Origin of the sequence: Nocardia jiangsuensis, assembly GCF_042650385.1 — a bacterium.
In the GTDB taxonomy this organism is placed as follows: Bacteria; Actinomycetota; Actinomycetes; order Mycobacteriales; family Mycobacteriaceae; genus Nocardia; species Nocardia jiangsuensis.
In genome coordinates, this window is sequence record NZ_JBHSAX010000009.1 from 31,772 (window position 1) to 54,762 (window position 22,991).

Annotated in this window: 25 protein-coding genes; 10 read left to right on the plus strand and 15 right to left on the minus strand. The window is 73.4% G+C overall.

What is annotated here, in order from left to right:
- Positions 1–36: 36 nt before the first annotated feature.
- Together ACFO0B_RS09355 and ACFO0B_RS09360 are read right to left on the minus strand one after the other, a co-directional pair.
- Entirely contained in the window at positions 37–375 is a 339-nt protein-coding gene (locus ACFO0B_RS09355) for an L-rhamnose mutarotase (protein WP_378611950.1), read from the minus strand.
- Positions 376–491: 116 nt separating this feature from the next.
- Complete coding sequence (locus ACFO0B_RS09360; protein WP_378611952.1) at positions 492–1,262, minus strand: PaaI family thioesterase; 771 nt, start codon at positions 1,260–1,262, stop codon at positions 492–494.
- Between the two features lie 95 nt (positions 1,263–1,357).
- Here ACFO0B_RS09360 and ACFO0B_RS09365 point away from each other — a divergent pair, with 95 nt between their 5' ends.
- On the plus strand, positions 1,358–2,368 hold the full coding sequence (locus tag ACFO0B_RS09365; protein ID WP_378611953.1) for an alpha/beta hydrolase family esterase: 1,011 nt from the start codon (positions 1,358–1,360) through the stop codon (positions 2,366–2,368).
- Here the strand turns inward: ACFO0B_RS09365 and ACFO0B_RS09370 are convergent.
- Complete coding sequence (locus tag ACFO0B_RS09370) at positions 2,328–3,428, minus strand: hypothetical protein (RefSeq protein ID WP_378611954.1); 1,101 nt, start codon at positions 3,426–3,428, stop codon at positions 2,328–2,330. The two genes, ACFO0B_RS09365 and ACFO0B_RS09370, sit on opposite strands and share 41 nt — an antisense overlap.
- Positions 3,429–3,964: 536 nt before the next feature.
- Here ACFO0B_RS09370 and ACFO0B_RS09375 point away from each other — a divergent pair.
- The 4 genes from ACFO0B_RS09375 (at position 3,965) to ACFO0B_RS09390 (ending at position 7,937) form a co-directional block, all read left to right on the plus strand.
- The gene (locus ACFO0B_RS09375) at positions 3,965–4,333 is read left to right on the plus strand and encodes a hypothetical protein (protein ID WP_378611955.1); all 369 of its coding nucleotides are present in this window, start codon (positions 3,965–3,967) and stop codon (positions 4,331–4,333) included.
- Between the two features lie 73 nt (positions 4,334–4,406).
- Positions 4,407–4,826 (plus strand): roadblock/LC7 domain-containing protein, encoded by a 420-nt coding sequence (locus tag ACFO0B_RS09380; protein ID WP_378611956.1) that lies wholly within the window; start codon positions 4,407–4,409, stop codon positions 4,824–4,826.
- A 91-nt stretch (positions 4,827–4,917) separates the two neighbouring features.
- A complete protein-coding gene (locus ACFO0B_RS09385) occupies positions 4,918–6,105 on the plus strand; it encodes a phospholipase D-like domain-containing protein (protein WP_378611957.1) in 1,188 nt (395 codons plus the stop codon).
- 242 nt (positions 6,106–6,347) lie between these two features.
- Positions 6,348–7,937: a GMC oxidoreductase gene (locus ACFO0B_RS09390; protein WP_378611958.1), complete on the plus strand. Its 1,590-nt coding sequence runs from the start codon at positions 6,348–6,350 to the stop codon at positions 7,935–7,937.
- Between the two features lie 6 nt (positions 7,938–7,943).
- Here the strand turns inward: ACFO0B_RS09390 and ACFO0B_RS09395 are convergent, their stop codons facing one another.
- From ACFO0B_RS09395 to ACFO0B_RS09435, 9 genes are all read right to left on the minus strand, one after another.
- Positions 7,944–8,450 carry a hypothetical protein gene (locus ACFO0B_RS09395; RefSeq protein WP_378611959.1) on the minus strand — a complete coding sequence of 169 codons (507 nt, stop codon included), beginning with the start codon at positions 8,448–8,450 and terminating at the stop codon, positions 7,944–7,946.
- A 122-nt stretch (positions 8,451–8,572) separates the two neighbouring features.
- Entirely contained in the window at positions 8,573–8,719 is a 147-nt protein-coding gene (locus ACFO0B_RS09400) for a DUF1059 domain-containing protein (protein WP_233017430.1), read from the minus strand.
- A 53-nt stretch (positions 8,720–8,772) separates the two neighbouring features.
- A complete protein-coding gene (locus ACFO0B_RS09405) occupies positions 8,773–10,224 on the minus strand; it encodes an AMP-binding protein (RefSeq protein ID WP_378611961.1) in 1,452 nt (483 codons plus the stop codon).
- Complete coding sequence (locus tag ACFO0B_RS09410; protein WP_378611962.1) at positions 10,217–10,819, minus strand: energy-coupling factor transporter transmembrane component T family protein; 603 nt, start codon at positions 10,817–10,819, stop codon at positions 10,217–10,219. Before ACFO0B_RS09410 ends, ACFO0B_RS09405 begins: the two co-directional genes overlap by 8 nt.
- Entirely contained in the window at positions 10,816–11,496 is a 681-nt protein-coding gene (locus tag ACFO0B_RS09415; RefSeq protein ID WP_378611963.1) for an energy-coupling factor ABC transporter ATP-binding protein, read from the minus strand. Before ACFO0B_RS09415 ends, ACFO0B_RS09410 begins: the two co-directional genes overlap by 4 nt.
- Before the next feature lie 223 nt (positions 11,497–11,719).
- Positions 11,720–12,832 carry a thiolase family protein gene (locus tag ACFO0B_RS09420; RefSeq protein WP_378611964.1) on the minus strand — a complete coding sequence of 371 codons (1,113 nt, stop codon included), beginning with the start codon at positions 12,830–12,832 and terminating at the stop codon, positions 11,720–11,722.
- Positions 12,829–14,043, minus strand: coding sequence for a class I adenylate-forming enzyme family protein (locus ACFO0B_RS09425; RefSeq protein WP_378611965.1), 1,215 nt, complete (start codon positions 14,041–14,043; stop codon positions 12,829–12,831). Before ACFO0B_RS09425 ends, ACFO0B_RS09420 begins: the two co-directional genes overlap by 4 nt.
- A 145-nt stretch (positions 14,044–14,188) precedes the next feature.
- The gene (locus tag ACFO0B_RS09430) at positions 14,189–14,773 is read right to left on the minus strand and encodes a biotin transporter BioY (RefSeq protein WP_378611966.1); all 585 of its coding nucleotides are present in this window, start codon (positions 14,771–14,773) and stop codon (positions 14,189–14,191) included.
- A gap of 50 nt (positions 14,774–14,823) precedes the next feature.
- Positions 14,824–15,342, minus strand: a complete 519-nt coding sequence (locus ACFO0B_RS09435; RefSeq protein ID WP_378611967.1) for a CGNR zinc finger domain-containing protein — start codon at positions 15,340–15,342, stop codon at positions 14,824–14,826.
- 110 nt (positions 15,343–15,452) lie between these two features.
- On the opposite strand from ACFO0B_RS09435, the gene ACFO0B_RS09440 reads away from it, so the two are divergent.
- From ACFO0B_RS09440 to ACFO0B_RS09450, 3 genes are all read left to right on the plus strand, one after another.
- Entirely contained in the window at positions 15,453–15,896 is a 444-nt protein-coding gene (locus ACFO0B_RS09440; protein WP_378611968.1) for a VOC family protein, read from the plus strand.
- A complete protein-coding gene (locus tag ACFO0B_RS09445; RefSeq protein ID WP_378611969.1) occupies positions 15,896–16,798 on the plus strand; it encodes a pyridoxamine 5'-phosphate oxidase family protein in 903 nt (300 codons plus the stop codon). Before ACFO0B_RS09440 ends, ACFO0B_RS09445 begins: the two co-directional genes overlap by 1 nt.
- Before the next feature lie 453 nt (positions 16,799–17,251).
- Positions 17,252–17,506, plus strand: coding sequence for a hypothetical protein (locus tag ACFO0B_RS09450; protein ID WP_378611970.1), 255 nt, complete (start codon positions 17,252–17,254; stop codon positions 17,504–17,506).
- On the opposite strand, the gene ACFO0B_RS09455 is transcribed toward ACFO0B_RS09450, so the two are convergent.
- Positions 17,493–18,650 (minus strand): nucleotide disphospho-sugar-binding domain-containing protein, encoded by a 1,158-nt coding sequence (locus tag ACFO0B_RS09455; protein ID WP_378611972.1) that lies wholly within the window; start codon positions 18,648–18,650, stop codon positions 17,493–17,495. The genes ACFO0B_RS09450 and ACFO0B_RS09455 overlap by 14 nt on opposite strands.
- Positions 18,651–18,812: 162 nt before the next feature.
- On the opposite strand from ACFO0B_RS09455, the gene ACFO0B_RS09460 reads away from it, so the two are divergent.
- Both ACFO0B_RS09460 and pip read left to right on the plus strand, forming a co-directional pair.
- Positions 18,813–20,432, plus strand: coding sequence for a S8 family serine peptidase (locus ACFO0B_RS09460; protein ID WP_378611973.1), 1,620 nt, complete (start codon positions 18,813–18,815; stop codon positions 20,430–20,432).
- A gap of 43 nt (positions 20,433–20,475) precedes the next feature.
- The gene (gene pip / locus ACFO0B_RS09465) at positions 20,476–21,438 is read left to right on the plus strand and encodes a prolyl aminopeptidase (protein WP_378611974.1); all 963 of its coding nucleotides are present in this window, start codon (positions 20,476–20,478) and stop codon (positions 21,436–21,438) included.
- Here pip and ACFO0B_RS09470 read toward each other — a convergent pair.
- Both ACFO0B_RS09470 and ACFO0B_RS09475 read right to left on the minus strand, forming a co-directional pair.
- Positions 21,432–22,265, minus strand: a complete 834-nt coding sequence (locus ACFO0B_RS09470) for a sterol desaturase family protein (RefSeq protein ID WP_378611975.1) — start codon at positions 22,263–22,265, stop codon at positions 21,432–21,434. The genes pip and ACFO0B_RS09470 overlap by 7 nt on opposite strands.
- Positions 22,266–22,267: 2 nt before the next feature.
- A complete protein-coding gene (locus ACFO0B_RS09475; RefSeq protein WP_378611976.1) occupies positions 22,268–22,984 on the minus strand; it encodes a FadR/GntR family transcriptional regulator in 717 nt (238 codons plus the stop codon).
- Between the last annotated feature and the right edge of the window lie 7 nt (positions 22,985–22,991).

Below are 22,991 nucleotides of genomic sequence, written 5' to 3' on the forward strand. Positions count from 1 at the left end.
GTGGAGTGGGGGTTGCTCGTCGGGGGGTTCGGGGGCTCAGTCGAGGTGGAAGTACTCGGTGAGCCGGTGCAGCGCCTCGTCCGGGCGGGAGGCGCTGGACACCGGCCGGAAGTACTCGGCCATGACGGACTGCCAGCGGGTGTTCACCGCGGTCGCGGCCATGGCCGACCGCGCCCGCTCGAAGTCGGGCGACTCCAGGTAACCGACCACCATGCCGTCCTCGGGTCGCAGGAACAGCGAGTAGTTGCGCCAGCCGGCGGCGCGCAGCGCGTCGAGCATCTCCGGCCACACGGTCTCATGCGCCGCGAGGTAGTCGTCGATCCGCTCCGGGCGCAGGGCCAGCAGGAAGCAGACGCGTTCGGTGGTGTCGGGCATCGGGGTGGATCCGCCTCGTCGTTGAACCGGCACGATTGAAACGTTTCAATCTGTGAGTGCAGTCACCGTACGCCCGATGTTGTGGTTCGGTCAACAGGGTGCGGAAAAGGCTCGGCTCAGCCGCCGAAGGTCCGGGCGGTGGCGAGCGTGGTGATCCGGTCGTCGTTGCCGGTGTCCCTGACCTGCACCCGGGCCAGCTCGCCGTGTTTGCGCGCGGTCGCGGTGACCGGCCCGACCCTGGCGCCGAGCAGGTAGCGCAGCCCGAGGAAGCTGAGCGTGGCGCCGGGCGCGAGCGAGAGCACCGCCTCCTCGGCGACCAGCGCGAGCAGCCCGCCGTTCACGGTGTCGGAGGCATTGAGCCCCTCCGGCGTCCGCGGCAGCACCGCGACGCCGGGACCCGTGCGGACGCACTGCGCACGCTCCGCCAGCGGGACGCGCAACCGGTCGGCGCCCGCCGGCATCTCGACGCTCAGCCGGTCCGGGAGCGTGACGCCCGGGTCCGGCGCCACCATGAAGGAGGCGCCCGCCACGGCGATCGGCTCGCCGCCGACGCTGAAGTCGAGCTCGGCGACGAAGACCGAGCGCCCCACCTTCACCGTCCGGCCGACCGCCCGCACCCGCCCCGCCGCGGGCGCAGGCCCGTGCAGGTGGATGTCGAGCTCCAGGGTGACCGGCACCCGCGGGCCCATGACCAGCGAGGCGAGCAGCCCGGCCAGAGTGTCGGCCCAGGTGACGAGCACCGAGGTGCGCAGGTGCTCGGTGCCCGGCACGTGCATCTCCGGGGTGATCTCCGCGGCGCCGTGCAGCTCGTCGCCGGCCCGGTGCGTGGCAAAGCCCAGTTCGCGCAGGATGTGGCCGCGCTCCTCCAGCCTGCTGTCCACCGTCATTGCGTCTCCCGCCGCGTGTCCGATAATGCCATTCTCATGGTAGAGAATAGCTGTTTCGAGGGGGGCGGCGGCACTCCGGGTGAGAGCATGGCCGGGTGTTCCAGAGAGTGATTCCGGGCCGGGTGCTCGGCGCCGTCGCCGCCACGGCGGCGCTGCTCGCCGCGCCGGCCGCCGTTCCCGCCGCCGCCGGGGCCGACCCCGGCGCGGTGCCGTCCGCCGGGTGCGCGATTCCCGCCGCCGCGGCGGGCCACACCACGCAGACCTACGCCGGGGCCGGCCGCACCGGCTTCTACCTCCGTGACGTCCCCGCCGCGCCGGGGCCGTACCCGCTCGTCGTCGACCTGCACGGCTACCTGGAGCCGGCCGAGATCCAGACCAGGAGCAGCGGGGTCGGCGAGTACGGGCTGCAGCGCGGGTACGCCACCGTCACCCCGCAGATCGACGAGCCGGGGCCGCCGCGCTGGAACTTCCAGCCGGGCGGCGCCGACATCGACTGGCTCACCGGCGTGCTCGACGACGCCGAGGCTGCGCTCTGCGTCGACACGAGGCGGGTCTACGTCACCGGGCTCTCCATGGGCGCTTTCACCAGCTCCGCGCTGGCCTGCAGGCTCTCCGGCCGGATCGCCGCGGTGGCGCCGGTGGCCGGCCTGCAGGACTTCGAGTGGTGCGACACCACGCGGCCGGTGCCGGTGATCGCCTTCCACGGCACCGACGACCCGATCGTGGCCTACGGCGGCGGCGCGGGCCCGAACGCCAGGCTGCTCCCGCGCACCGACGGCACCGGCTCGGCGAATCAGCAGAACCTGGACCGGGGGCCGAACGGCCCGGCGCCGCGGAGCATCCCGGACAATGCCGCGGCCTGGGCCGCGCGCAACGGCTGCGCCGCCGGGCCCGCCGTCGAGCAGGTCGCGCCGGACGTGGTGCGCTACCGGTACAGCTGCCCGGCCGACGGCTCGGTGGAGTTCTGGTCGATCACCGGTGGCGGGCACGTCTGGCCGGGCAGCAAGGTGCCGTTCCCCGAGCCGTTCGTCGGGAAGGACACGCCGTCGATCGCGGCGACCCCGATCATCTGGGATTTCTTCCAGGCGCATCCACTGCCCGCCTGACCGGCTCGCCGAGATCGTCCGCCGCTCGGACGATCTCGGCGTACCGCACCGCGATCCGGCGTGAGATGAACGCCATGGTGAGCAGCCCGAGCGCGACATTGGTGAGCGCGCCGAACCCCTCGGTGGCGAAGTCGACGAGCGCGTTCAGCATGGTGTAGACCAGGGCCGCGATCCGCAGCAGCCGCAGCGGCCAGAGCGGGCCGTCGCGGCGGGCGCGCAGCATGGCGGGCAGCGCCAGCGCCAGCGTGACCAGCGCGCTGACGAAGAGGATGCCGCCGGAGACGGTCATCCGGTCCAGCTCGAGCTCGTAGGAGCGGTCCTGGAGCTCCAGCCCGCCGGTGGCGAGCTGGACGATGCCGAAGCCGACGGTGACGAAGGCGGAGAAGACCAGCAGCCAGCCGAGGATCCACACCGGCCACGGCCCGCCCGCCCAGCCGGGGATGAATGCGGCGGCGCGCAACCGCAGCGCGCGCAGCCGGTCGTCGCGGTGCGCGGCGCGCTCCAGCAGCGCGCGGACCCCGGTGACGTCGGCCGGGTCGGCGCCGAGCTCGGCGGCGCTGTCCAGCGCGAGCAGCGCGGCGGTGCGGCGGTGCGGGGGCAGCCCGCGGACCAGGCCGTCGGCGGCGACCGCGGCGGCGTTGCCGAGGTACTCGTCGCGGGTCGGGGTGCGCACCTCCCTGGTCAGCCTGCTCGCCACCAGCAGTACGACCACCGAGACGTACATGATCTCCGCCGCGGGGCCGTAGAAGTAGTCGTTGTCCTTGGTGACGAACTTGCCGACCTCGTCGAGGAAGAGCCCGAAACCGATGCCGCCGAGCAGCACCGAGAAGCCGCGCACGCCGGAGCCGAGGAAGAGCCAGCCGAGCAGCAGCGCCACCGCCATCGCCGCGCCGCCGTAGAGCGCGTGCGCGATGTGCAGGCTCTTGCCGCCGACCTGCGGATATCCGGTCAGCTCCAGGTAGAGCCTGGTGATCAGGATGGTCGCGATCGCCACGATGAGGAACGCCTCGGCGCTGGAGTTGCCCCACGCGCTGCGCAACACCCGGGAGCTCGTCGCCATCGGCACTCCTTCCACCTGCCCCGGCCGCTCCCAGCCTCCCGCAGCCGCCGCCGGAATCCGGGCGGACACACCGCCCGGGGCGCCCACCGCTGCCCGGAATTCCGGACGGAACATCCCGGGCTATCGATTCGCTGCGGTTCGCACCGGAGCGAATACTTCCCGACGATGCGATCTCGAATTCGCATTCGCAATTGTGCGCGCGACCCGGCCCAATGTTGCCCGAATTCGCCAGCCTCCGCGCCAACCCGCCGGAAACCCGGAATTGGGACTCGTGCCTCCCGCACCGCGCTGACAGAATCGCGCGCCCCCGGCCAGGCCCGCGCGGCTTTCACGGGCGGCTTCGCAACCTCGCGCACGGGCGGTTCCCGCCCGGTGGTTGCCGCCGAAAGGCGTTGCTAGACTGTCGCTGCCGAACGGCGGGCGGACCGGCTGTTCTGTTGGCACGGTTGAATATTCGATTCGAGACAGGTAGTTCCGCGAGTGCGGGTGCGCACCCTCCGTCGGGGCGGGGTTGCCGCGGGGCGGGAAAGTGCGACATGAAGCTGGAAGAAGCGCTGCGCGACGGAATGAGCGTGGACGGCGCGATCGGCATCGCGCTCGTCGATCTCCGGAGCGGCATGCTGCTGGCCAAGCAGGGCGGGCACAACATGTTCGACCTGGACATGGCCGGCGCGCTGAACACCGAGGTGCTGCGGGCCAAGCTGCGGGCGGTCGAGGCGCTGCAGCTCGGCGACGAGGTGCAGGACATCCTGGTCACGCTGGGCCAGCAGTTCCACATCATCATGCCGCTGCGCGATGCCGACGGCGAGGAGCTCTTCCTCTACCTGGCGCTGGACCGCGGCCGCGCGAACCTGGCGCTGGCCAGGCATCAGCTGCGGCGCATCGAGCAAGCGGTCCGGGTATGAGCGAGTCGGGCCCGGAGGCGGTAGCGAAGGGTAGCCACGGAGGGCCCTCGCTCATACCCGCGGAGGACTCGGTATGAGCCGACCCGGCGAACGGGTGGAGGTCGCGCTCCGCGACCCGGCGGTGGCGGGCGAGCTGCTGCAGCGCGCGGTCGAGGAGATCGACGACGTCGCGCACGCGATCATGACGACGCGGGACGGCCTGGTGATCGCGGCGAACCGGGACGCGGACGGCCCGCCGGGCACCGACACCCTGGCCGCGCGCGGCTCGGCCATGGCGGCCGCCGCCTCCGGGATCGGCGACCACTTCACCACGCTGGTGCGGCAGGGCAGGCTGCACGCCTCGGTCTTCGAGGGCGAGCGGGGCTGCGTCGGGGTGTTCCCGATCTCCGCCACGCTGCTGCTGGTCGTGGCGGGCGGGCCCGCGGTGACGATGGGCCGGTTCAACGCCGCGGCCAAGCGGGTGCTGGCACTTCTGCAGGCTCCCGACGCCTGACCGGCACGGGGATACTACAGTTACCGATCGGTACCCGCCCGAGCCGGACAGGGCGGGTACCGGTCGTGCGCGTGCCGGCGAAGGAGCGAACATGTCCGAGGCCACCAAGAACCCCGCAGGCACCACCGAGCGCACCGTCGCGCTGCGGCGGAGGCTGGAGCGGCTGATCGGCATCGCCGCCTCCGAGGGCAACGCGCTGACCGCGCTACGCAACGGCGACGAGATCTTCCCGGCCATGCTGGAGCGCATCGGCGCCGCCGAGCACACCGTCGACATGATGACCTTCGTGTACTGGAAGGGCGACATCGCGAGCCAGTTCGCACACGCGCTGGCCGAGCGGGCGCGCGCGGGCGTGCGGGTGCGGCTGCTGCTGGACGGCTTCGGCAGCAGGCTGATCGAGAAGGACCTGCTCGACCTGATGACCGACGCCGGGGTGCGGATCGCCTGGTTCCGCAAGCCGGTCTACATCTCGCCCTTCAAGCAGAACCACCGCTGCCACCGGAAGGTGCTGGTGGTGGACGAGGAGATCGGCTTCACCGGCGGCGTCGGGATCGCCGAGGAGTGGTGCGGCGACGCCCGCACCGAGCACGAGTGGCGGGACACCCACGTCGAGGTGCGCGGCCCGGCGGTGGACGGCATGGCGGCCGCCTTCGCGCAGGGCTGGGCCGAGTGCCACGACGAGCTCTTCGACGAGCACGACCGCTTCGTCGAGCTGGAGCCGCGGGGCGACGCCGTCGTCCAGGTGGTGCGCGGCTCGGCCAGCGTCGGCTGGCAGGACATGCAGACGCTGCTCCGGGTGATGATCGAATCCGCCGAGATCCGGTTCCGGCTCGCGACGGCCTACTTCGCGCCGGACGCCTACTTCATCGAGCTGCTCTGCGCGGCGGCGCGGCGCGGGGTCGAGGTGGAGATCCTGCTGCCCGGCCCGCACACCGACAAGCGCGTCTGCCAGCTGGCCGGCCAGCACTTCTACGAGGACCTGCTGGAGTGCGGCGTCGTCATCCACCAGTACCAGCCGACCATGATGCACGCCAAGATCATCACGGTGGACGGGATCGCGAGCCTGGTCGGCTCGACCAACTTCAACCGGCGCTCGCTGGACCACGACGAAGAGGTCATGCTCGCGGTGCTCGACCCGGAGTTCTGCGCCACCCTGGACGGACACTTCGACGAGGACGTCGCGAAGTCCGCGCGGATCCGCGAGGGGCGCTGGAAGCGGCGCTCCGCGGCGCAGCGGGCCAGGGAGTTCGCGGTGCAGCCGATCCGCCGCTTTCTGTAGCGAGACGTTTCTGCACCTTTTCGGTCAACCTCTCGATAACCGGGTTATCATTCCCGCGTGCACGCTTTCCGGAGGGTTCCGCCCTGCGCAGAAGCACCGCCGGTGATCGCCGGGCGCGCGGGTGCCGCGCGGCTCCGCCGATCGGCGTCCGGCCGGTCCGATTGACGCGGTAGGGGCGCTCGCCCAGACTTCGGCTACCGGACAATACTGTCCGGTTCAACTCCACATCCCGAAGGTGGGACATGTCAGCAATCTCGCGCCGGTCGCTGTTGACCGGGGCCGTCGCCGCGGGCGCCGTGCTCGCCGGTGCCGGGTCGATCGCCGCCCCGATCGCCGCCCGGGTCAACGGTGTACCGCTCACGCGTGAAGAGCACCGGGTGGTCGTGGTCGGCTCCGGGTTCGGTGGCGGGGTGAGCGCCCTGCGGCTCGCGCAGGCCGGGGTGCCGGTCACCGTGCTCGAGCGCGGCCTGCGCTGGCCGACCGGCCCGAACGCGGAGACCTTCCCGCGCGCGTCGAACCTGGACAAGCGGGTGCTCTGGTACCGCTCCAGCCCGAATCTCTTCGGCACCCCGCTGATCTTCGAGCCGTACACCGGCCTGGTGGAGGCGGTGGTCGGCGAGAACATGACGGCGCTCTGCGCGGCCGGGCTCGGCGGCGGCTCGCTGGTCTACCAGGGCATGTCGCTGCAGCCGGACGAGGCGGTCTTCAACACCTGGTTCCCACAGGAGCTGGACTGGGCGCGGATGGACCGGGTGCACTACCCGCGGGTCGCGAAGATGCTCGGGCTCGCCGTGGCTCCGGACGAACTCGTCGCCACCGAGAACTACCGCGCCGCCCGGGTCTTCGCCGAGCGGGCCGCGCGCGCCGGGCTGCCGGTGTCGAAGATCCCGATGCCGATCGACTGGGACTTCGCGATGGCCGAGCACCGCGGCGAGATGAAGCCCTCCTACACCAACGGCGACGGCGCGATGGGCGTGAACAACGGCGGCAAGCACACCGTCGACGTCACCTACATCGCCCAGGCCGAGGCCACCGGCCTGGTGGACGTGCGGACGCTGCACGAGGTCACCGAGGTCGAGCGGGCGAGCGACGGCCGCTGGACCGTGCACGTGCAGCGCCTGGACAGCACCGGCGCGGTGCAGGAGCACAAGATCCTCACCACCACCACGCTGATCATGGCGGCGGGCACCATGAACACCACCCGGCTGCTCATGCGGGCGGGCGCCAAGGGGCTGATCCCGGATCTGCCGGACGAGCTCGGCGGCAACTGGGGCAGCAATGCCGACCGCATCTACCTGTGGACCGACCCCTCCGCGGAATTCGGTGCGCCGCAGGGCGGCCCGGTGGTCTTCGGCAGCAAGAACTGGGCCGACCCGCAGCACGCGCACACCCTCATCCAGGCCTCCATCCCGCCGCTCTCGCTGAACGCGCAGAGCACCGTGATGGTCGGCTACGGCGCGAGCGCCGGGCGCGGCCGGTTCGTCTACGACAGCGCCAAGGACGACGCGGTGCTGCGCTGGCCGCACGAGGGCGACAGCGTCGTGCAGACCGGCCACATCGGCCCGGCCGCGCAGAAGATCGCCGGGCCGGACGGCCTGCTGATCGATACCAACCTGGTCTTCCCGTCCACCTGGCACCCGCTCGGCGGCGCGAGCATGGGGTCGGTCTGCGACCTGGACGGCCGGGTGCTCGGCCAGCGCGGGCTCTACGTGCTCGACGGCGCGCTCATGCCGGGCAACACCGCCGCCTGCAACCCGTCGATGACCATCGCGGCCGTCGCCGAGCGGGCGCTGGACAACCTGGTCGCGCAGGACGTCGGCAGCGTCATCTGACCGCCGTCAGCGGGTGAAGTCGCCGTCCCAGATCACGGCGCCCGCGCTCACCCGCGCCGAGGTCAGGTCGCCTCGGTTCACCCGGTAGGCGTGTTTCAGTTCCTGACCGGTGCCCGGCGCAAGCGCGCCGGGCACCTCGGCGCCGTACCCCTCGGAGACCGAGACCACGTGCGCGGCGGGCATGTCCGACGGGCCGTAGGTGAGCACCGGGGCGGTCCAGCCGCGCGCGGGCAGCGGGTCGCGCCCCGGATTCTCGAAGCGGAAGTGCAGCACGGTGACGGTGCCGGAGATGCTCGACACCGCCTCCACCCTGGTGATGGCGATGCGCATCCCGGACGCCGGGTCGGTGACCACGTCGCGGGGGTCGTGCGTGCCCGCGGCCGGGATCCCGCCGAAGCCGCCGCCGAGCGCGGGGGTCGGCGAACTCACCAGCGCCGGGTCGGATGCGGGGCTGCCGCAGCCGGTCAGCAGAACGGCCGCGCCCGCCGCGATCGCCAACAGTCTCGACCTCACGCACTTACCCCTCTCCGCCGCGCACCCCGCCGGACCACGGCCGGGTGCCGCGTCATAGTACGGCGGTACCACCTTTCGGTGCGGCGGAATGCGCGGCGGAGCGGGGCACGCGGCGGCCCCGGTCAGTACGCGATGAAGAGGATCTCTTCCCTCGAGTACTCGTGGCCGGGGTGGTTCTCCTTCAGGTGCACCTGGGTCTTGGTCACCAGCTCGTCCTCGTCGGTTCCCGCGATGGTCTCGCCGCAGGGGCAGTTGAGTCTGGTTTTCACTGTCGTCTCCTTCTCGTGACGGTTCCCGAGAACGAAACTACCGCGTGCCGCGTTCATTCGAGCGCGGCGGCCAGCAGGACCCCGATGGCGGCGCGGTCGACCTTGCCGCGCGGGGTGCGCGGGAGGGCGGGCAGGCGCAGGACGCGGACCGGTACGGCGGGGGCGGGGAGGGTTTCGCGGAGGCGGGCGCGGAGTTCGGCCGCGGCGGGGGCCTCCGCGGTGACCACGATGGCGGCGGCGGGGACCTCGCCCATGCGCGGATCGGGCAGGGCGACGCAGGCGGCCTCGAGGACGCCGGGCAGCGCGGTGAGCGCCGACTCCACCTCGGCCGGTTCGACATTGAGGCCGCCGCGGATCAGCATCTCGCTCGCGCGGCCGTGCAGGTGCAGGTGGCGGCCGTGCAGAACGCCGCGGTCGCCGACGGTGCACCAGCCGTTGTCCGGGCCGCCGGTGATGCCGTGCTCGGTGAGGTAGCCGGTGAAGAGCATGTCGCTGCGGATGTGCACGAGGCCGTCGCGGATCTCGGCGTCGACGCCGTCGAAGAGTTCGCCCGCGGCGGTGTCGTCCGGGGCGCCGAGGCCGTGGTCGGCGGCGACGAAGCTGAGTTCGGAGGCGCCGTAGAAGTGCGTGATCTCGGCGTTCGGGAGGACCCCGCGCAGGGCCGCGCGGGCGGTGCGGGGCCAGCGGGCGGCCGAGGAGAGGACCTGGCGGACGGCAGGGAAGGGGCCGCTGCCCGAGCGCACGATGTCCACGGCGATGGCGGGGACGGTGTACAGGTGGGTCGCGCCCGCTTCCAGCGCGGTGAGCGCCTGGCGCAGGTCGGCGGTGGCGCCGCGGGTGAGCGCGTGCAGGGCCCCGTAGAGGAAGTGGGTGTGGTCGAGGGTGCCCGGGGTGGCGACGGTGTCGCCGGGGGCGATGGGGAAGGTGCTGTCGGAGCGGTCGAGGGTGGTGGACCAGGAGCGCTGGTCGCGGACGAAGAGTTTGGGGGTGCCGGTGGTGCCGGAGGTGAGGCCGACGAGGAGTTCGGTCTCCGGGGTGACCCGGCTGCCGAGGGGTGCTGGGTGGCGCGGCGAGGTGGCCGTGCCGAGTGCCCCGGCCGTCTCGGCGCCGTCGAGTAGCGGGGTCTGTTCCGCCAGGGAGGTTGCGGTGTGGATTTCTCCCTCGTAGCCCATGCGCCGGAGGCGGCGGTGCTGGGAGGTCGCGGCGACGAGGGCGCCGGGCCGAGTGAGGGCGAGGGCGTGGGTGAGGTGGGCCGGAGGGAGGTGGCGGTGCAGCAGGACGACGCTCACGCCCGCGTGCATCGCGCCGACGACGGCGACCAGCGAGTCCACATCCGAGGTGGGCAGCACCGCCACCCGCCGCATCCCGGCGACCGCTGTCGAGAACCTTCGCACCCGGTGCAGGAATTCGCCGAACACCACCTCCTCCCCCGCGCCCCGCACCGCCACCGCGCCCGGCCGCACCGCCCCCGCCAGGAAGATCCGCGCGGCGAGCAGCTCAGTCATCGTCGACCCCGCGCGCGACCAGCGCCTCCCCCATGGCGTCGGCGGTGCGCAGCGCGCGCACCAGCACCGGCGTCACCAGCGCGGTCATCGACCACTGCAGCCCGCGCGCCCGCCGCGCCTCGGCGACGTCGTGCACGATCCCGGCGAGCAGCGGCACGCACCGGATGGCGAGCGCGAGCAGCAGCCCCAGCCGCTCGGTGTCCACCCCGACCCGGTGCAGCGGGGCGAGCCCGCGGGTCACCGCGTCCAGCACGGCTGTCACCCGCGTGGTCAGCGTGACCAGCGCGGCCAGCGCCACCGAGACCAGCAGCACCCCGCAGACCACGGCGGCCCGCGCCGGCGAGGTGATGAGCACCTGGAACACCGCGATCAGCAGCAGCACCCAGAGCACCGGCCGCAGCTGCGCCAGCGCCACCCGCACCGGGATCCCGGCCACCGCGTACAGCGCCGCCACCACCGCACCGGCCACGGCGACCTGCACCGGCGTCCGCACGAGAACGGTGGCCGCGACGATGCTCACCAGCAGCAGCACCAGCTTCACCCCGGCGGGCAGCCGGTGCAGCGGCGAGGTGCCCGGCCGGTAGAGCCCGATCATCCGATCAGCGCCCGATAGGCCGGGATCGCGTTCTCCGGCGAGCCGTCGAACGCCACCGCGCCCTCGTCGATCACCACCACCCGGTCGAAGCCGGTGAGCAGCGAGAGCTGGTGGGTCACCACGATGACCTGCTGGTCCACCGAGTCCAGCGCGGCGGCGACGATCCCGGTGTTGCGCAGGTCGAGCAGGGTGGTCGGCTCGTCGGCGACGATCACCTCCGGGCGGCGGATGAGCACCGCGCCGAGCGCGAGCAGCTGCTTCTGCCCGCCGGAGAGCAGGTGCGAGGGGTGGTCGCCGTGCTCGTGCAGCCCGAAGCGGACCAGGATCTCGCGCACCCGCTCGGCGATCTCCGCCTTGCCGAGCCCGCTGCGGCGCAGCGAGAAAGCGAGGTCCTCGGCGACCGTCGGCATGACGATCTGGGTGTCCGGGTCGGTGAAGACGAAGCCGACCCGGCGCCGCACCTGCCCGCCCTTGCGCGCCACGTCCAGCCCGTCGACGGTGACCGTGCCCGCGTCCGGGGTGAGCAGCCCGTTGATCATCCTGGCCAGCGTCGACTTGCCCGACCCGTTCGCGCCGATCACACCGATCCGGCGCTCGGTGAGCCGCAGGTCGATGCCGCGCAGCACGGTGCGCTCGCCGTAACCGTGCCGCACCCCGGTGAAGACGATCTCGCTCATGCGGTGCCCGCCCCCGGCACGAGCGAGAGCCCTCCGTGGTGACGCTCCGCTACCGCCACCGGGCCCGACTCGCTCATGCTGTGTCCTCCCGGCACGAGCGAGAGCCCTCCGTGGTGACGCTCCGCTACCGCCTCCGGGCCTGACTCGCTCATGCTGTGTCCTCCCGGCACGAGCGAGAGCCCTCCGTGGTGACGCTCCGCTACCGCCTCCGGGCCTGACTCGCTCATGCCACCCGCTCCACCAGCAGCGCGATCCCCTGCCCGCCGCCGATGGCGCAGGCGGCGAGGCCGAGCGCGGGGCCGCCCGGCCGCAGCATCTGGCTCGCCAGCCGGACCAGCAGCACCGCGCCGGAGGCGCCCCACGGGTGACCCATGGCGATGGCGCCGCCCTCCGGACAGATCCGCTCCTCGTCCAGCCCGAGTTCGTCGGCGACCGCGAGCACCACCGACGCGAATGCCTCGGTGATCTCCACGATGCCGATCTCTCCGACCCCGACGCCGGTGCGGCGCAGCAGTTTCCTGATCGCCGGGACCGGGCCGAGCCCGGGCAGCGCCGGGTCCGAGCCGGCGACCGCGGCGCCGCGCACCCGGAGCGCGGGCAGCCCCGCGGCGTGCGCCTCGTCCAGCACGGCGAGCGCGGCGGCGCCGTCGGAGATGCCGCAGGAGTTGCCCGCCGTCGCGGTGCCGTCGGCGCCGAAACTGGGCCGGAGCCGGGCCAGCCTGGCCGCGGTGAGCCCGGCGCGTATGCGCTCGTCCCGCTCGACGCCGTGCACCGGCACGATCTCGGCGGTGAAGTCGGTGGCGGCGGCGCGGGTGTGCGAGCGCAGGGCGTAGGCGTCCTGCCGGTCGCGGGAGATGCCGCGGGCCGCGGCGAGCGCGTCGGCGGCCGGGCCCATGTCGGGGTCGGGGAAGCCGGGCGGGGCGAACGGGGCGCGGGTGTAGCGGACCGGCTCGGCCCCCGGCCAGAACCGCATCGGCGCGGTGCTCGCGGACTCGACGCCACCCGCCAGGATCAGCGTGTCCGCACCGGACTCGACGCGCAGCGCGGCCTGCATGACGGCGTCCAGCCCGGAGCCGCACTGCCGGTCGACGGTGACGCCGGGGATCGCGGTGCCGAGCCCGGCCGCGAGTGCGGCGATCCGCGCCGGGTCGCCGCCGGGGCCGAGGCAGTTGCCGAGCACCACGTCGTCGATCTCGGCGGTGATCCCCGCCCCGCGCACCGCCGCCGCGACCTCGCGCAGCACCGGCGCGGCCAGCTCGGTGACGGTGTGCCCGGCGAACCCGTGACCGGCATTGCCGATCGGGGTGCGCCGCGGCGCGACCAGGACAGCGCTCATACCAGCAAGTCTCTCAGCGCACCCCGTGCCACCTTGCCCGCGGCCGTGCGCGGCAGCCGCGGCATCGGCACCCAGCGGCGCGGGACCGCCTCCCGGCTCAGCACCAGGCGGGCGCGCGCCCGCACCGCGGCCAGCTCGGTGTCCGGGTGCAGCTCGACCGCCGCGGTCACGATGGAGCCGAACACCGAATGCGGCGCGCCGACGACCGCCACCGCCCGCACCCCCGGCACCGCGGCGAGCGCCTGCTCCACGTCTTCGGCCACCACGAGCGTTCCGCCCACATTGATCGCGCAGTCCCCGCGCCCGCGCACCCGCAGGTGACCCTCCTCGCCCAGCTCGGCCAGGTCGCCGACGCCGGACCACTCCGGCGCCCCGAGCACCGCGTACGGGGTCCGGACGAACAGCAGCCCGTCCCTGATCTCCGCCTCCACCCCGGGGAACAACCGCAGGGGTTCGACTCGCCCCGCTGGCCCCCCGGCCGCGTCGTCACGTCGCCCCGCTCGGTCCGGCGCCGCCCCGGCACGGCACCCGATGGTCGGCGGCGCCTCGGCGGCACCGGCGTCGATTCGCCGCGCCGCGACGAGCGAGACCTCGGCGGAGCCGTAGTACTCGACGACGGTGAGATGCGCGGCCACCGCCAGCGCACCGGAGTCGGGCGCGATCCCGGCGATCACCGCCGTGCGAAGCATCGGCGCCGCGCGCACGACCTCGCGCAGCACCGCGGGCACCGCGTGCACCACGGTCGCCTCGCCCGGCTCGTCGGTGACACAGGCTCCCGTCCACAGCGCGTGCAACGCGCCGAAGAGGTGCATGGTTGCGTGCGGCGGCCCGGTGACCAGCACCCGGTCGGCCGCGGTGATCCCGGTGCGCGCCGAGAAGTCGGGGAAGCTGTCGTACCAGGAGGCGGCGGTCCGGGCCAGCGGACGCGGGCGTCCGGTCGAGCCGGAGGTGGCGACCAGCAGGAAGGCACCCGGCGGGATCTCCGCACGCTCGGGACGGGCCTCCGGATTCTCCACCCGCACCGGAATCCCGCGCCGCGCCGCCGCGCAGACCGCGATCAGCGCTTCCGCCAGGCCGAGCTCCGAAGCGTCGTAGCAGTCCGGATCGCGATGCCGCGCGTTCCACTCGCCGATCGCGCGCTCCAGATCGCGGTAACTCCAGCGCTGCCCGCCGACCCGCACAGCCGGGTCGTCCGGAGCCCCGCCGAGCACACCCCGCGTGCCCGTGGCGCCCGACCGCGTGCTGTCCGGCGCCGTCGCATCACCGGAACCCGCGGTAGGCGGTACGCGCTCGAGACGCTCGGCGACCGCACCGGCAGGACCGCGAAGGGCACCTCGGCCCACACCCGCGACGACCTCACTCACGGATCAACCCGGGATAAGCCCGATGCACACCCTTCGCCACCACCGCCGCCACCACGACCTTGGCGGTGTCACCCGGCAGGAACGGCCCGTTGCTGGTGATCGCCGCCCACACGCCGAGATCGGTCCGCACCAGCAGCCCGAGCGTGCCGAACAGGTAGATGACCCCGATCCCGCCGAGCGCGTTGATCAGCAACCCGAGCGCGATCGGGTACCTGGGCAGGATCCGCGCGGTGAGCAGCCCGATCACGAACACCCCCGGCACCCACCCGATCAAGTACCCCGCGCTCGGCCCGGCCAGCGCGGTGAGCCCGGTGCGCCCGCCGGAGAGCAGCGGCAACCCGATCATCGTCAGCGCGAGGAACACCAGCACCGCCGCGGTGCCGTTGCGCCACCCGAGCACCGCGCCCGCCAGGATCACGCCGAGCGTCTGCAGCGTGATCGGCACCCCGCTGAAGCCGACCGTGATGGCGCCGGGCAGCCCGAGCGCGGCGATCAGCGCCGCGAACACCGCGATCCGCGCCATGTCCCGCGCGGGCACCCGAGACCTCGGCCTGCGGGATTCCTCGACACCCTCCACGGCGCACACACCCTTCACACCCCGACTTGAACGACGTTCAAGGTAGCAGTTCAGCTGCGGCGGGCGTAGTGCCGGGCCGCCTTGGTGCGGTTGCCGCAGGCGGCCATGGAGTGCCAGCGCCTGGTGCCGTTGCGCGAGGTGTCGTAGAAGAACAGGACGCAGTCCGGGTGCGCGCACTGCCGGATGCGGTCGGCGTCGCGGTCGAGCAGGTCGAGCAGGTCGGCGGCGGCGAGCCAGCCGGGGAGTTCGGCCGGGTCGGCGACGTCGGGTTCGGCCACCGGCCCCGCGGCGGTGAGCGAACGCCGGATCCGCCCGTGCGCGAGCACGGCATTGAGCGCGTCCCGGCCACCGGCGGCGACGGTGTCGTGGACGGCGTCCCGAGCGCGGCGCAGCGCGGCGAGCGTCGCCGGGTCGGCGGCGACCCGCTCGGCCAGCCCGGCGGTGCCGAGCCAGATGGCCAGCCCGTCGACGTCGGCGAGCAGGTCCTGCGGGCCGCCCGCACCGTTCCACCTGGTGTTCAGCAGGTCGAGCGCGAGGGGTTCGCCGAGGTGCGGGCGCGGATCGGGCACACCCGATGGTATCTCCTAACCTTCTAAACCAGTTTCAACGGTTGACTGACGGACGCCGCCCGGTCTACCGTTGTCATCGCAATAGACGGTTACACACCGCAGGAGGACTCATGCAGCTCGCCACCGGCCACATCGGCCTGAACGTCTCGGACCTGCCCCGCTCGCTCGACTTCTACCGGCGCGCACTCGGTTTCGAGCAGCTCTCGGCCGAGACCGACGGCGCCGAGCGCTGGGCCTTCCTCGGCGCCGACGGAAAACTGGTGCTGACCCTGTGGCAGCAGTCGGACGGCGAGTTCTCCACGGCGACACCGGGGCTGCACCACCTCTCCTTCCAGGTCGCCGATATCGACGAGGTGCGCTCGGTGGAGTCGGCGCTGCGCGAGCTCGGGGTCCGCTGGGTGCACGACGGGGTCGTCGCGCACGGGGAGGGCGCCGCCTCGGGCGGGCTGTTCTTCACCGACCCCGACGGCATCCGGTTGGAGGTGTACGCGCCCACCGGCGCCGAAAACGCCCCCGCGCCCTCCGGTTCCGCCCCCACCTGCGGCTTCTTCTGATGCCCTTCCACCCCGGCGAGCTGGCCGTCCAGCGGGCCATGGGTCAGGCGGAGACGGCCGAGCACGTCGGCCGCTCCATCCGCCCCGACCTCCCTGCCGTAGCCGCCGATTTCCTGGCGGCGCAGCGCTTCCTCGTCCTCGCCGCCACCGCCCCGGACGGCGCCGTGTGGGCGAGCATGCTCACCGGCCCGCCCGGCTTCGCGCACGCCGCCGACGAGCGCACCCTCCTGATCGACACCCGCCCGGACCCGGACGACCCGATCGGGGCCGCGCTCACCACCGCGGCCCCGATCGGGCTGATCGCCCTGCAACCGCAGCGCCGTAGGCGCATGCGCGTCAACGGCATCGCCGAGCCGCACGGCCCCGGCCTGCGGATCACGACCGAGCAGGTCTACAGCAACTGCCCCAAATACATCGCCCGCCGCGACCCGGTCGCCCACCACGCCACCCCGCCGCCTCCGGCCCACCGCCGCCCGGACCTCGACTCCGCCATGCTCGCCACCATCACCGCCGCCGACACCTTCTTCATCGCCAGCACCGACCCCGCCGGCCGCGCCGACGCCTCCCACCGCGGCGGCAACCCCGGCTTCCTGCAGGCCATCTCCCCCACCCTGCTGCGCTGGCCCGACTACAGCGGCAACTCCATGTTCATGACCCTCGGCAACCTGGTCACCCAGCCCCGCTGCGGCCTCCTCATCCCCGACTGGACCACCGGAGGCACCCTCCAGCTCACCGGCACCGCCACCATCAACACCGACCCCGCCACCTTCGCCCCCGGCGCCCAGTCCTCCCTGGACTTCACCGTCACCGAGGTCGTCACCCGCCCCGAAGGCCCCCTCCGGTGGGGTCCCCCCGAACCCTCCCCCGCCAACCCGCCGACCGCCACCGCAAACACACAGTGAAGCAGCGCCGTTCGTACACCGCTCGATGACGGGAACCGAACCTCGGATGAGTGCGTCCAACCAAATGATCGGCAATGACCGGGATGCTCAGTGGCACCGGGGGGAGTTGCATCGATCGGGTGATCCCAGGGGAGGGAAACGGTATGACCACGTATCAGAGGTCACTCACGTACGGCAAGCGCATGATCTTCGACGATAGCCGTCACGGCACTCGGCACAATGGGACATTTTGCCGTAGCAGCACCAGCGACCGCGGCACCGCCACCATGCATCGACTACCGCCTTGCACACGGCACCGGACGGCACGATCTAGACGAAGCCGTTCGCGGGGCGCGGCTGGTTGCCGCCGATGTCGGGCACCCGACGGGGTTTCCGACCGAGGTCGGCTCTGCGTACGACGCGGAGTGGCGCAGTTTCGGGGAGCAGACGGGGCGGCCGGAGCCCGAGGGCTGGGTGAGCATCACCGTGCGGGAGGTGGGTACGAGCGCGGCGCTCGACCCGACCGAGCCGGGCAGCGACACGGCCGCGGAGTTCGCGATGGAGCTGGTGCGGATTCTGCAGCAAGACATCCAGATCCACCTGCGGGAGCCGTGGCCGAAGGATCCCGCGGGTGGAGCGCTGGAGCCGACCGACGCCCGGTGGCGGAGCCGGGTCGATCGGGAATACCTGGTGCCCTACGGGCAGTTGGGCCGGTTCAGCTCGCGGTGATCAGTTCGGCCGCGAGCCGGGTGCCGTCGGGGCGGATCTCGCGGGCGACGTCCCCTGCGCGGGTGGTGGCGTCGAGGGCGGCGGCCAGGGCGGCGGTGAGCGAGTCACGCTGTGGCGGTTCGCGATACGACGACCCGAGCCCGAGCGCCGCGACGCGGTCGGCGAAGTAGAACTGGTCGAACATCTGTGGGAGCACCACCTGCGGAACCCCGGCCGCGGCGGCGGTGGTCGTGGTGCCCGCGCCACCGTGGTGCACGACGGCGGCCACGCGGGGGAACAACTGCCGGAGGTCGAGTTCGCCGACGACCAGGCAGTCCGGTGCGTCGACGATGAAGCCGGACCAGCCGGACGAGACGATCAGCCGCCTGCCGATGGCGCGGGCGGCGCCGAGCAGGGCCGCGGCGGCACCGCCCGGCTCGGGCATGCTGCCGAACCCCGCGAAGACCGGCGGCTCCCCGGCATCGAGGAAGGCGAGCACCTCGGCGGGCAGGGGCCGCGGATCCGCGAGCAGCCAGGCCCCGGTCTGCCGCACCGCACCGCCCGGCTCCGGCCACGGCGCCAGCACCGGGTCGGCGGCGAGCAGCGGCCTCGCGGTGAACAGATGCTCGCGGACATCCGCGACCGGGGCGAGTCCGAGCGCTGCCCGCCGCGCGTTCAGCGGCGCGGCCCAGAGCAGGTTCCAGCGCGCGGCATCCTGCTCCCAGGTCCCCGCCGCCACCCCGCGGAACGCCGGCGGCGCATGCCGGGCGGACGGCAGGGTCACCGGGGCGAACGCCGCGTACGAGTAGCGAGCCCCCACGAACTCCGCCACCGACCCCGCCGCGATGGCCAGCGCCCCGCCACCGACGACGGCCCCGCACCCCGCCGCCACCGGCAGCAGCGCCTCGAACTGCGCGTCGACGGTGCCCGCGATCATGGCCCGCCGCTGCTCCTCGCTCGGCGGCGGCCCCGCGCCCTGCCGCGCGGTCCCGCGCAACTCCGGCCCGACCGGCCGGTAGCCGACCCCGAGCCCCTCGGCCCACCCGCGGAAATCGGGCGGCCCGACCAGCACCGCCTCGTGCCCGCCCGCCGCCAGCTCCCGCGCCAGCGCCACCACCGGCTGCACCTCGCCCCGCGACCCGATCGTCGAGATCAGAACCCGCATCGTGCCCTCCTCTCCCGGCCGCCGTCCGGCGGCCGGGAGAGCGATTCTGACCCCGCACCGGGGCCTTGCCGCAAGCCCCACCTCCCGCTATACATTCCAGTGGGGGAAAACGAACGCGGGCACTACCGTCGAGATCCTGTTCCCCGAACGGAGGAGAAGACGGTGCCCACTGCGTATTTCGGCCGGGCCGACGAGCCGGGCAGCACATTCGAGCCGAGTGACGACCTGCTCGTAGTGCGCGCGGCCACCGGGCCGGCGGTGCCACGGCAGCGCGGTTCGGTCCCGCTGCCGCTGCGCGACCTGCTCGCCGGCGCCGTCCTCGTGCAGGCCCATCCCGAGGTGGGCGTCGAGGTGTACCGGCTACCACCCGGGCAACCGATCGCCGAGCGGATCCGGGCGCTGGACGCCGCGCCCGAGATCCGTTTCGCCGGACGGGTGCTGGCCGATCCGGCCACCGGCGAACCGGTCCTCTACACCGAGAACCTCTTCGTCAAGTTCACCGACGACGCCGACCCCGCGCACTGCCGCGCGGTGCTCGCCGGGGCCGGGCTGCGCATTCGCGAGCAGGTCGGCTACGCCGCCAACGCCTACTTCACCGCCGCACCGGAGCGCACCGGCCAGCGCGTCTTCACGATCGCCGCCGAACTCCTCGCCCGCCCCGACGTCGAGTACAGCCACCCGGAGCTGATCCGGCGCCGCGCCCGCAAGACCATCGCCCCGCAGCAGTGGCACCTGCGCGCCACGACGGTCGACGGGACGCCGGTGAACGCGCACGCGAATGTCGAGGCGGCGCACGCGGTCACGCGCGGCGCGGGGATCACCGTCGCGGTGATCGACGACGGCATCGACATCGATCACCCGGAGTTCGCGGGCCGGGTGGTCGCCCCGCGCGATGTCACCGCGGACACCGATGATCCGCGCCCGAAGGACCAGGGCGGCACCGGCCCCGACTACGGCGACAACCACGGCACCGCCTGCGCCGGGGTCGCCGTCGCGGCGGGCAGCGCGGGCGCGTCGGGGGTGGCGCCGGAGGCCGCGCTGCTGCCGATCCGGCTCGCCTCCGGGCTCGGTTCGCAGGCGGAGGCCCGCGCCTTCCAGTGGGCCGCCGACCACGGCGCCGACGTGATCTCGTGCAGCTGGGGTCCGGCGGACGGGGCCTGGTACCGCCCCAGCGACCCGGCGCACCAGCGGGTCGTCCCGATCCCGGCGAGCACCGGGCTGGCCCTGGAGTACGCGGCGAACAGCGGCCGCGGCGGCAGGGGCTGCGTGATCGTGTTCGCCGCGGGCAACGGCAACGAGCCCGCCGACAACGACGGCTACGCCGGCCATCCCGCGGTGCTCGCGGTGGCCGCCTGCAACGACACCGGCACCCGCAGCGTGTACAGCGACACCGGCGCCGCGGTGGCCGTCGCCTTCCCCAGCAACGACTTCGAGCACGCCCCGTTCCGGCACCCGGCGCCGCTCACCCCCGGCATCTGGACCGTCGACCGCCGCGGCCGCCGCGGCTACAACCCGGGCGATCCGGCGCTCGGCGACGCCGCGGGCGACTACACCGCCGAGTTCGGCGGCACCTCCAGCGCCGCCCCCGGCGTCGCGGGCACCGCCGCCCTCGTCCTGGCCGCGAACCCCGGCCTCACCCGCGCCCGGGTGCGCGAGATCCTGCAGCGCACCGCCGACCGCATAGACGAGGCGAACGGGAACTACGACGCCTCCGGCCACAGCCCCTGGTACGGCCACGGCCGGGTGAACGCCCGCGCCGCCGTGGACGCCGCGCGCGGCTGAAGCCGGGCACCATCCATCCGGCCGGTGACTACCGTCGAGCACCGTGACGGCCACCGCCCCCTTTCCCCCGATCGACCCCTACGCCGACGGCCTGCTCGAGGTCGGCGACGGCAACCACGTCTACTGGTGCGCCAGCGGCAACCCGGACGGCCGCGCGGCACTGGTCGTACACGGCGGCCCCGGCAGCGGCAGCAGCCCCGGACCGCGAAAGACGTTCGACCCGGGCATCTTCCGCATCGTCCAGTTCGACCAGCGCGGCTGCGGCCGCAGCACACCGAGCGCGGCCGACCCGGCCACCGACATGTCGGTGAACACCACCGAGCACCTGATCGCCGACATGGAGCGGCTCCGCGAGCACCTCGGCATCGAGCGCTGGCTGCTGTTCGGCGGCTCCTGGGGCTGCACCCTCGTCCTCGCCTATGCCGAGCGCCACCCGGAGCGGGTTACCGGCATCGTGCTGGTCGGCGTCACCACCACCAGCCGCCGCGAGACCGAGTGGCTGTACCGCGGCCTGGGCCGCCTGCTCCCCGCCGAGTGGGAACGCTTCCGCGCCGTCGTCCCCGAAACGGACGATCTCGTCGACGGCTACCGGCTCCTGCTGGAGCACCCGGACCCGGAGGTCCGCCGCGACGCCGCCGTCGAGTGGTGCCGCTGGGAGGACGCCGCCATCGCCCACGAATCCCTCGGCAGCCCCGGCCAGTACAGCGCGAAGGCGGAGACCGCCCTGCTCGCCTTCGTCCGCATCTGCACGCACTACTTCGCGCACGCCGCCTGGCTCGAGGAGGGCGCGCTGCTGCGCGACGCGCACCGGCTCGCGGGCATCCCCGGCGAACTGATCCACGGCCGCCTCGATATCTCCACCCCGCTGGAGACCGCCTGGGACCTCGCGAAAGCCTGGCCCGAGGCCCGCCTGCGCATCATCGACGACTCCGGCCACACCGGCAGCCCCGCCATGGGCGCGGCGCTGCTGCGCGCCGTCGCCCGCTTCGCCGAACCCGGCTACTGACCGATCTCGGGCCGCCACCCCGGCCCGCGCACCACGAATCCCCACCGATCCCGCCGGCGAGCCGCCCCGCGCACATCCCGCCAGATGGCGGCGAACTCGTGGGTGGCGACCCGCACCGGGTTGAAGGTGGCGATATTCGTGGTGAGCCCGTACCGCACCCGGGCCAGCTCCGGCTCGAAGGTGCCGAAGATCCGGTCCCAGACGATGAGGATGCCGCCGTAGTTGCGATCCAGGTACTCCGGGTTCGCACCGTGGTGCACCCGGTGGTGCGAGGGAGTGTTGCAGACGAACTCGACCGGCGCCCACAGCTTCCCGACCCGCTCGGTGTGCAGGAAGAACTGGTAGAGCAGGCTCACCGACTGCTGCAGCAGGATGGCCGATGGCGGGAATCCGAGCAGCGCGAGCGGCAGCCAGAACGGCAGGGCGGTGAACGGCGTCCACGGCTGGCGCAGCGCGGTCGACAGGTTGAAGAACCGGCTGGAGTGGTGCACCACGTGGCTGGCCCAGAGCACCCGGACGGTGTGGTGCGTGCGGTGGTACCAGTAGAAGGCGAGGTCGTCGGCGAGGAAGAGCAGCGCCCAGAACCACCAGGTGTCGGCGGGCAGGTGCAGCGGCGACACCGCGTACGCGGCGGCGAGGACAGCGACCAGCGCCAGCTTCCAGCCCGCGTTCACCACCACGCTGCCGAGACCCATGCCGATACTGGTTCTGGCGTCGCGGAATTCGTAGCCGAGTTCGTCCTCGTCCGGCAGGAGGCGGAACGAGGCGGCCTCCAGGGCGAGGCAGAGCACGAAGACCGGGATGGCGTGCAGGATCAGGTCGAACATCGCTACTCCTCGACCCCGCCCGCGAGCAGCGCCACCATCCGGCCGAGCAGCTCGGTGGCGAGCGCGTGCGCGCCGTCCGGGTCGGCGGCGGCGATCCGGCGGGCCAGCTCGGCGTGCGAATCGCGGTCCACGTACTCGATGAAGAGCCCGAGGTCGGCGATCACCGGCCAGCCGATCGCGCCGAACCCGGCGACCAGGGTGTTCAGCCCGAGCCGGTAGGCGATGTTGCCGGAGCCGTCGATCACGGCGGTCCAGAAGTCCAGGTCGGCCGCGGTGGCGTCGACCGGCCGGTCGGTGGCGGCCGGGTAGCGCTCGGCGGCCGCCGTCACGGCGGCCCGCTGCTCGGGGGTGGCGCGCTCGGCGCAGAGCCGGGCGGCGTCCGCGGCGACGCTGCGGCGCATCTCCGCGATGTCGCGCAGCATCCGCACCGGCGGCACCGCACCGGTCTCGGCCAGCGCGGAGAGCGCGTCCAGCCCGGCGCTGACCCGCCAGTCCAGCACCCTGGTCTTGCCGCCCTGCGCGATCCGCACCAGCCCGGCCTGCCTGACGCCCTTGAGCGCCTCGCGCACCGCGTGCCGGTTCACCCCGAAGCGCTCGGCCAGCTCCCGCTCGCCGGGCAGCGCGTCGCCGGGCGCCAGCCGTCCGGCGAGGATCTCGGTGACGAGCTGCCCGAAGACCTCGTCGGAGACCGAGGCGCGGGTGACCGGGGTGATGTCCACTCCTCCA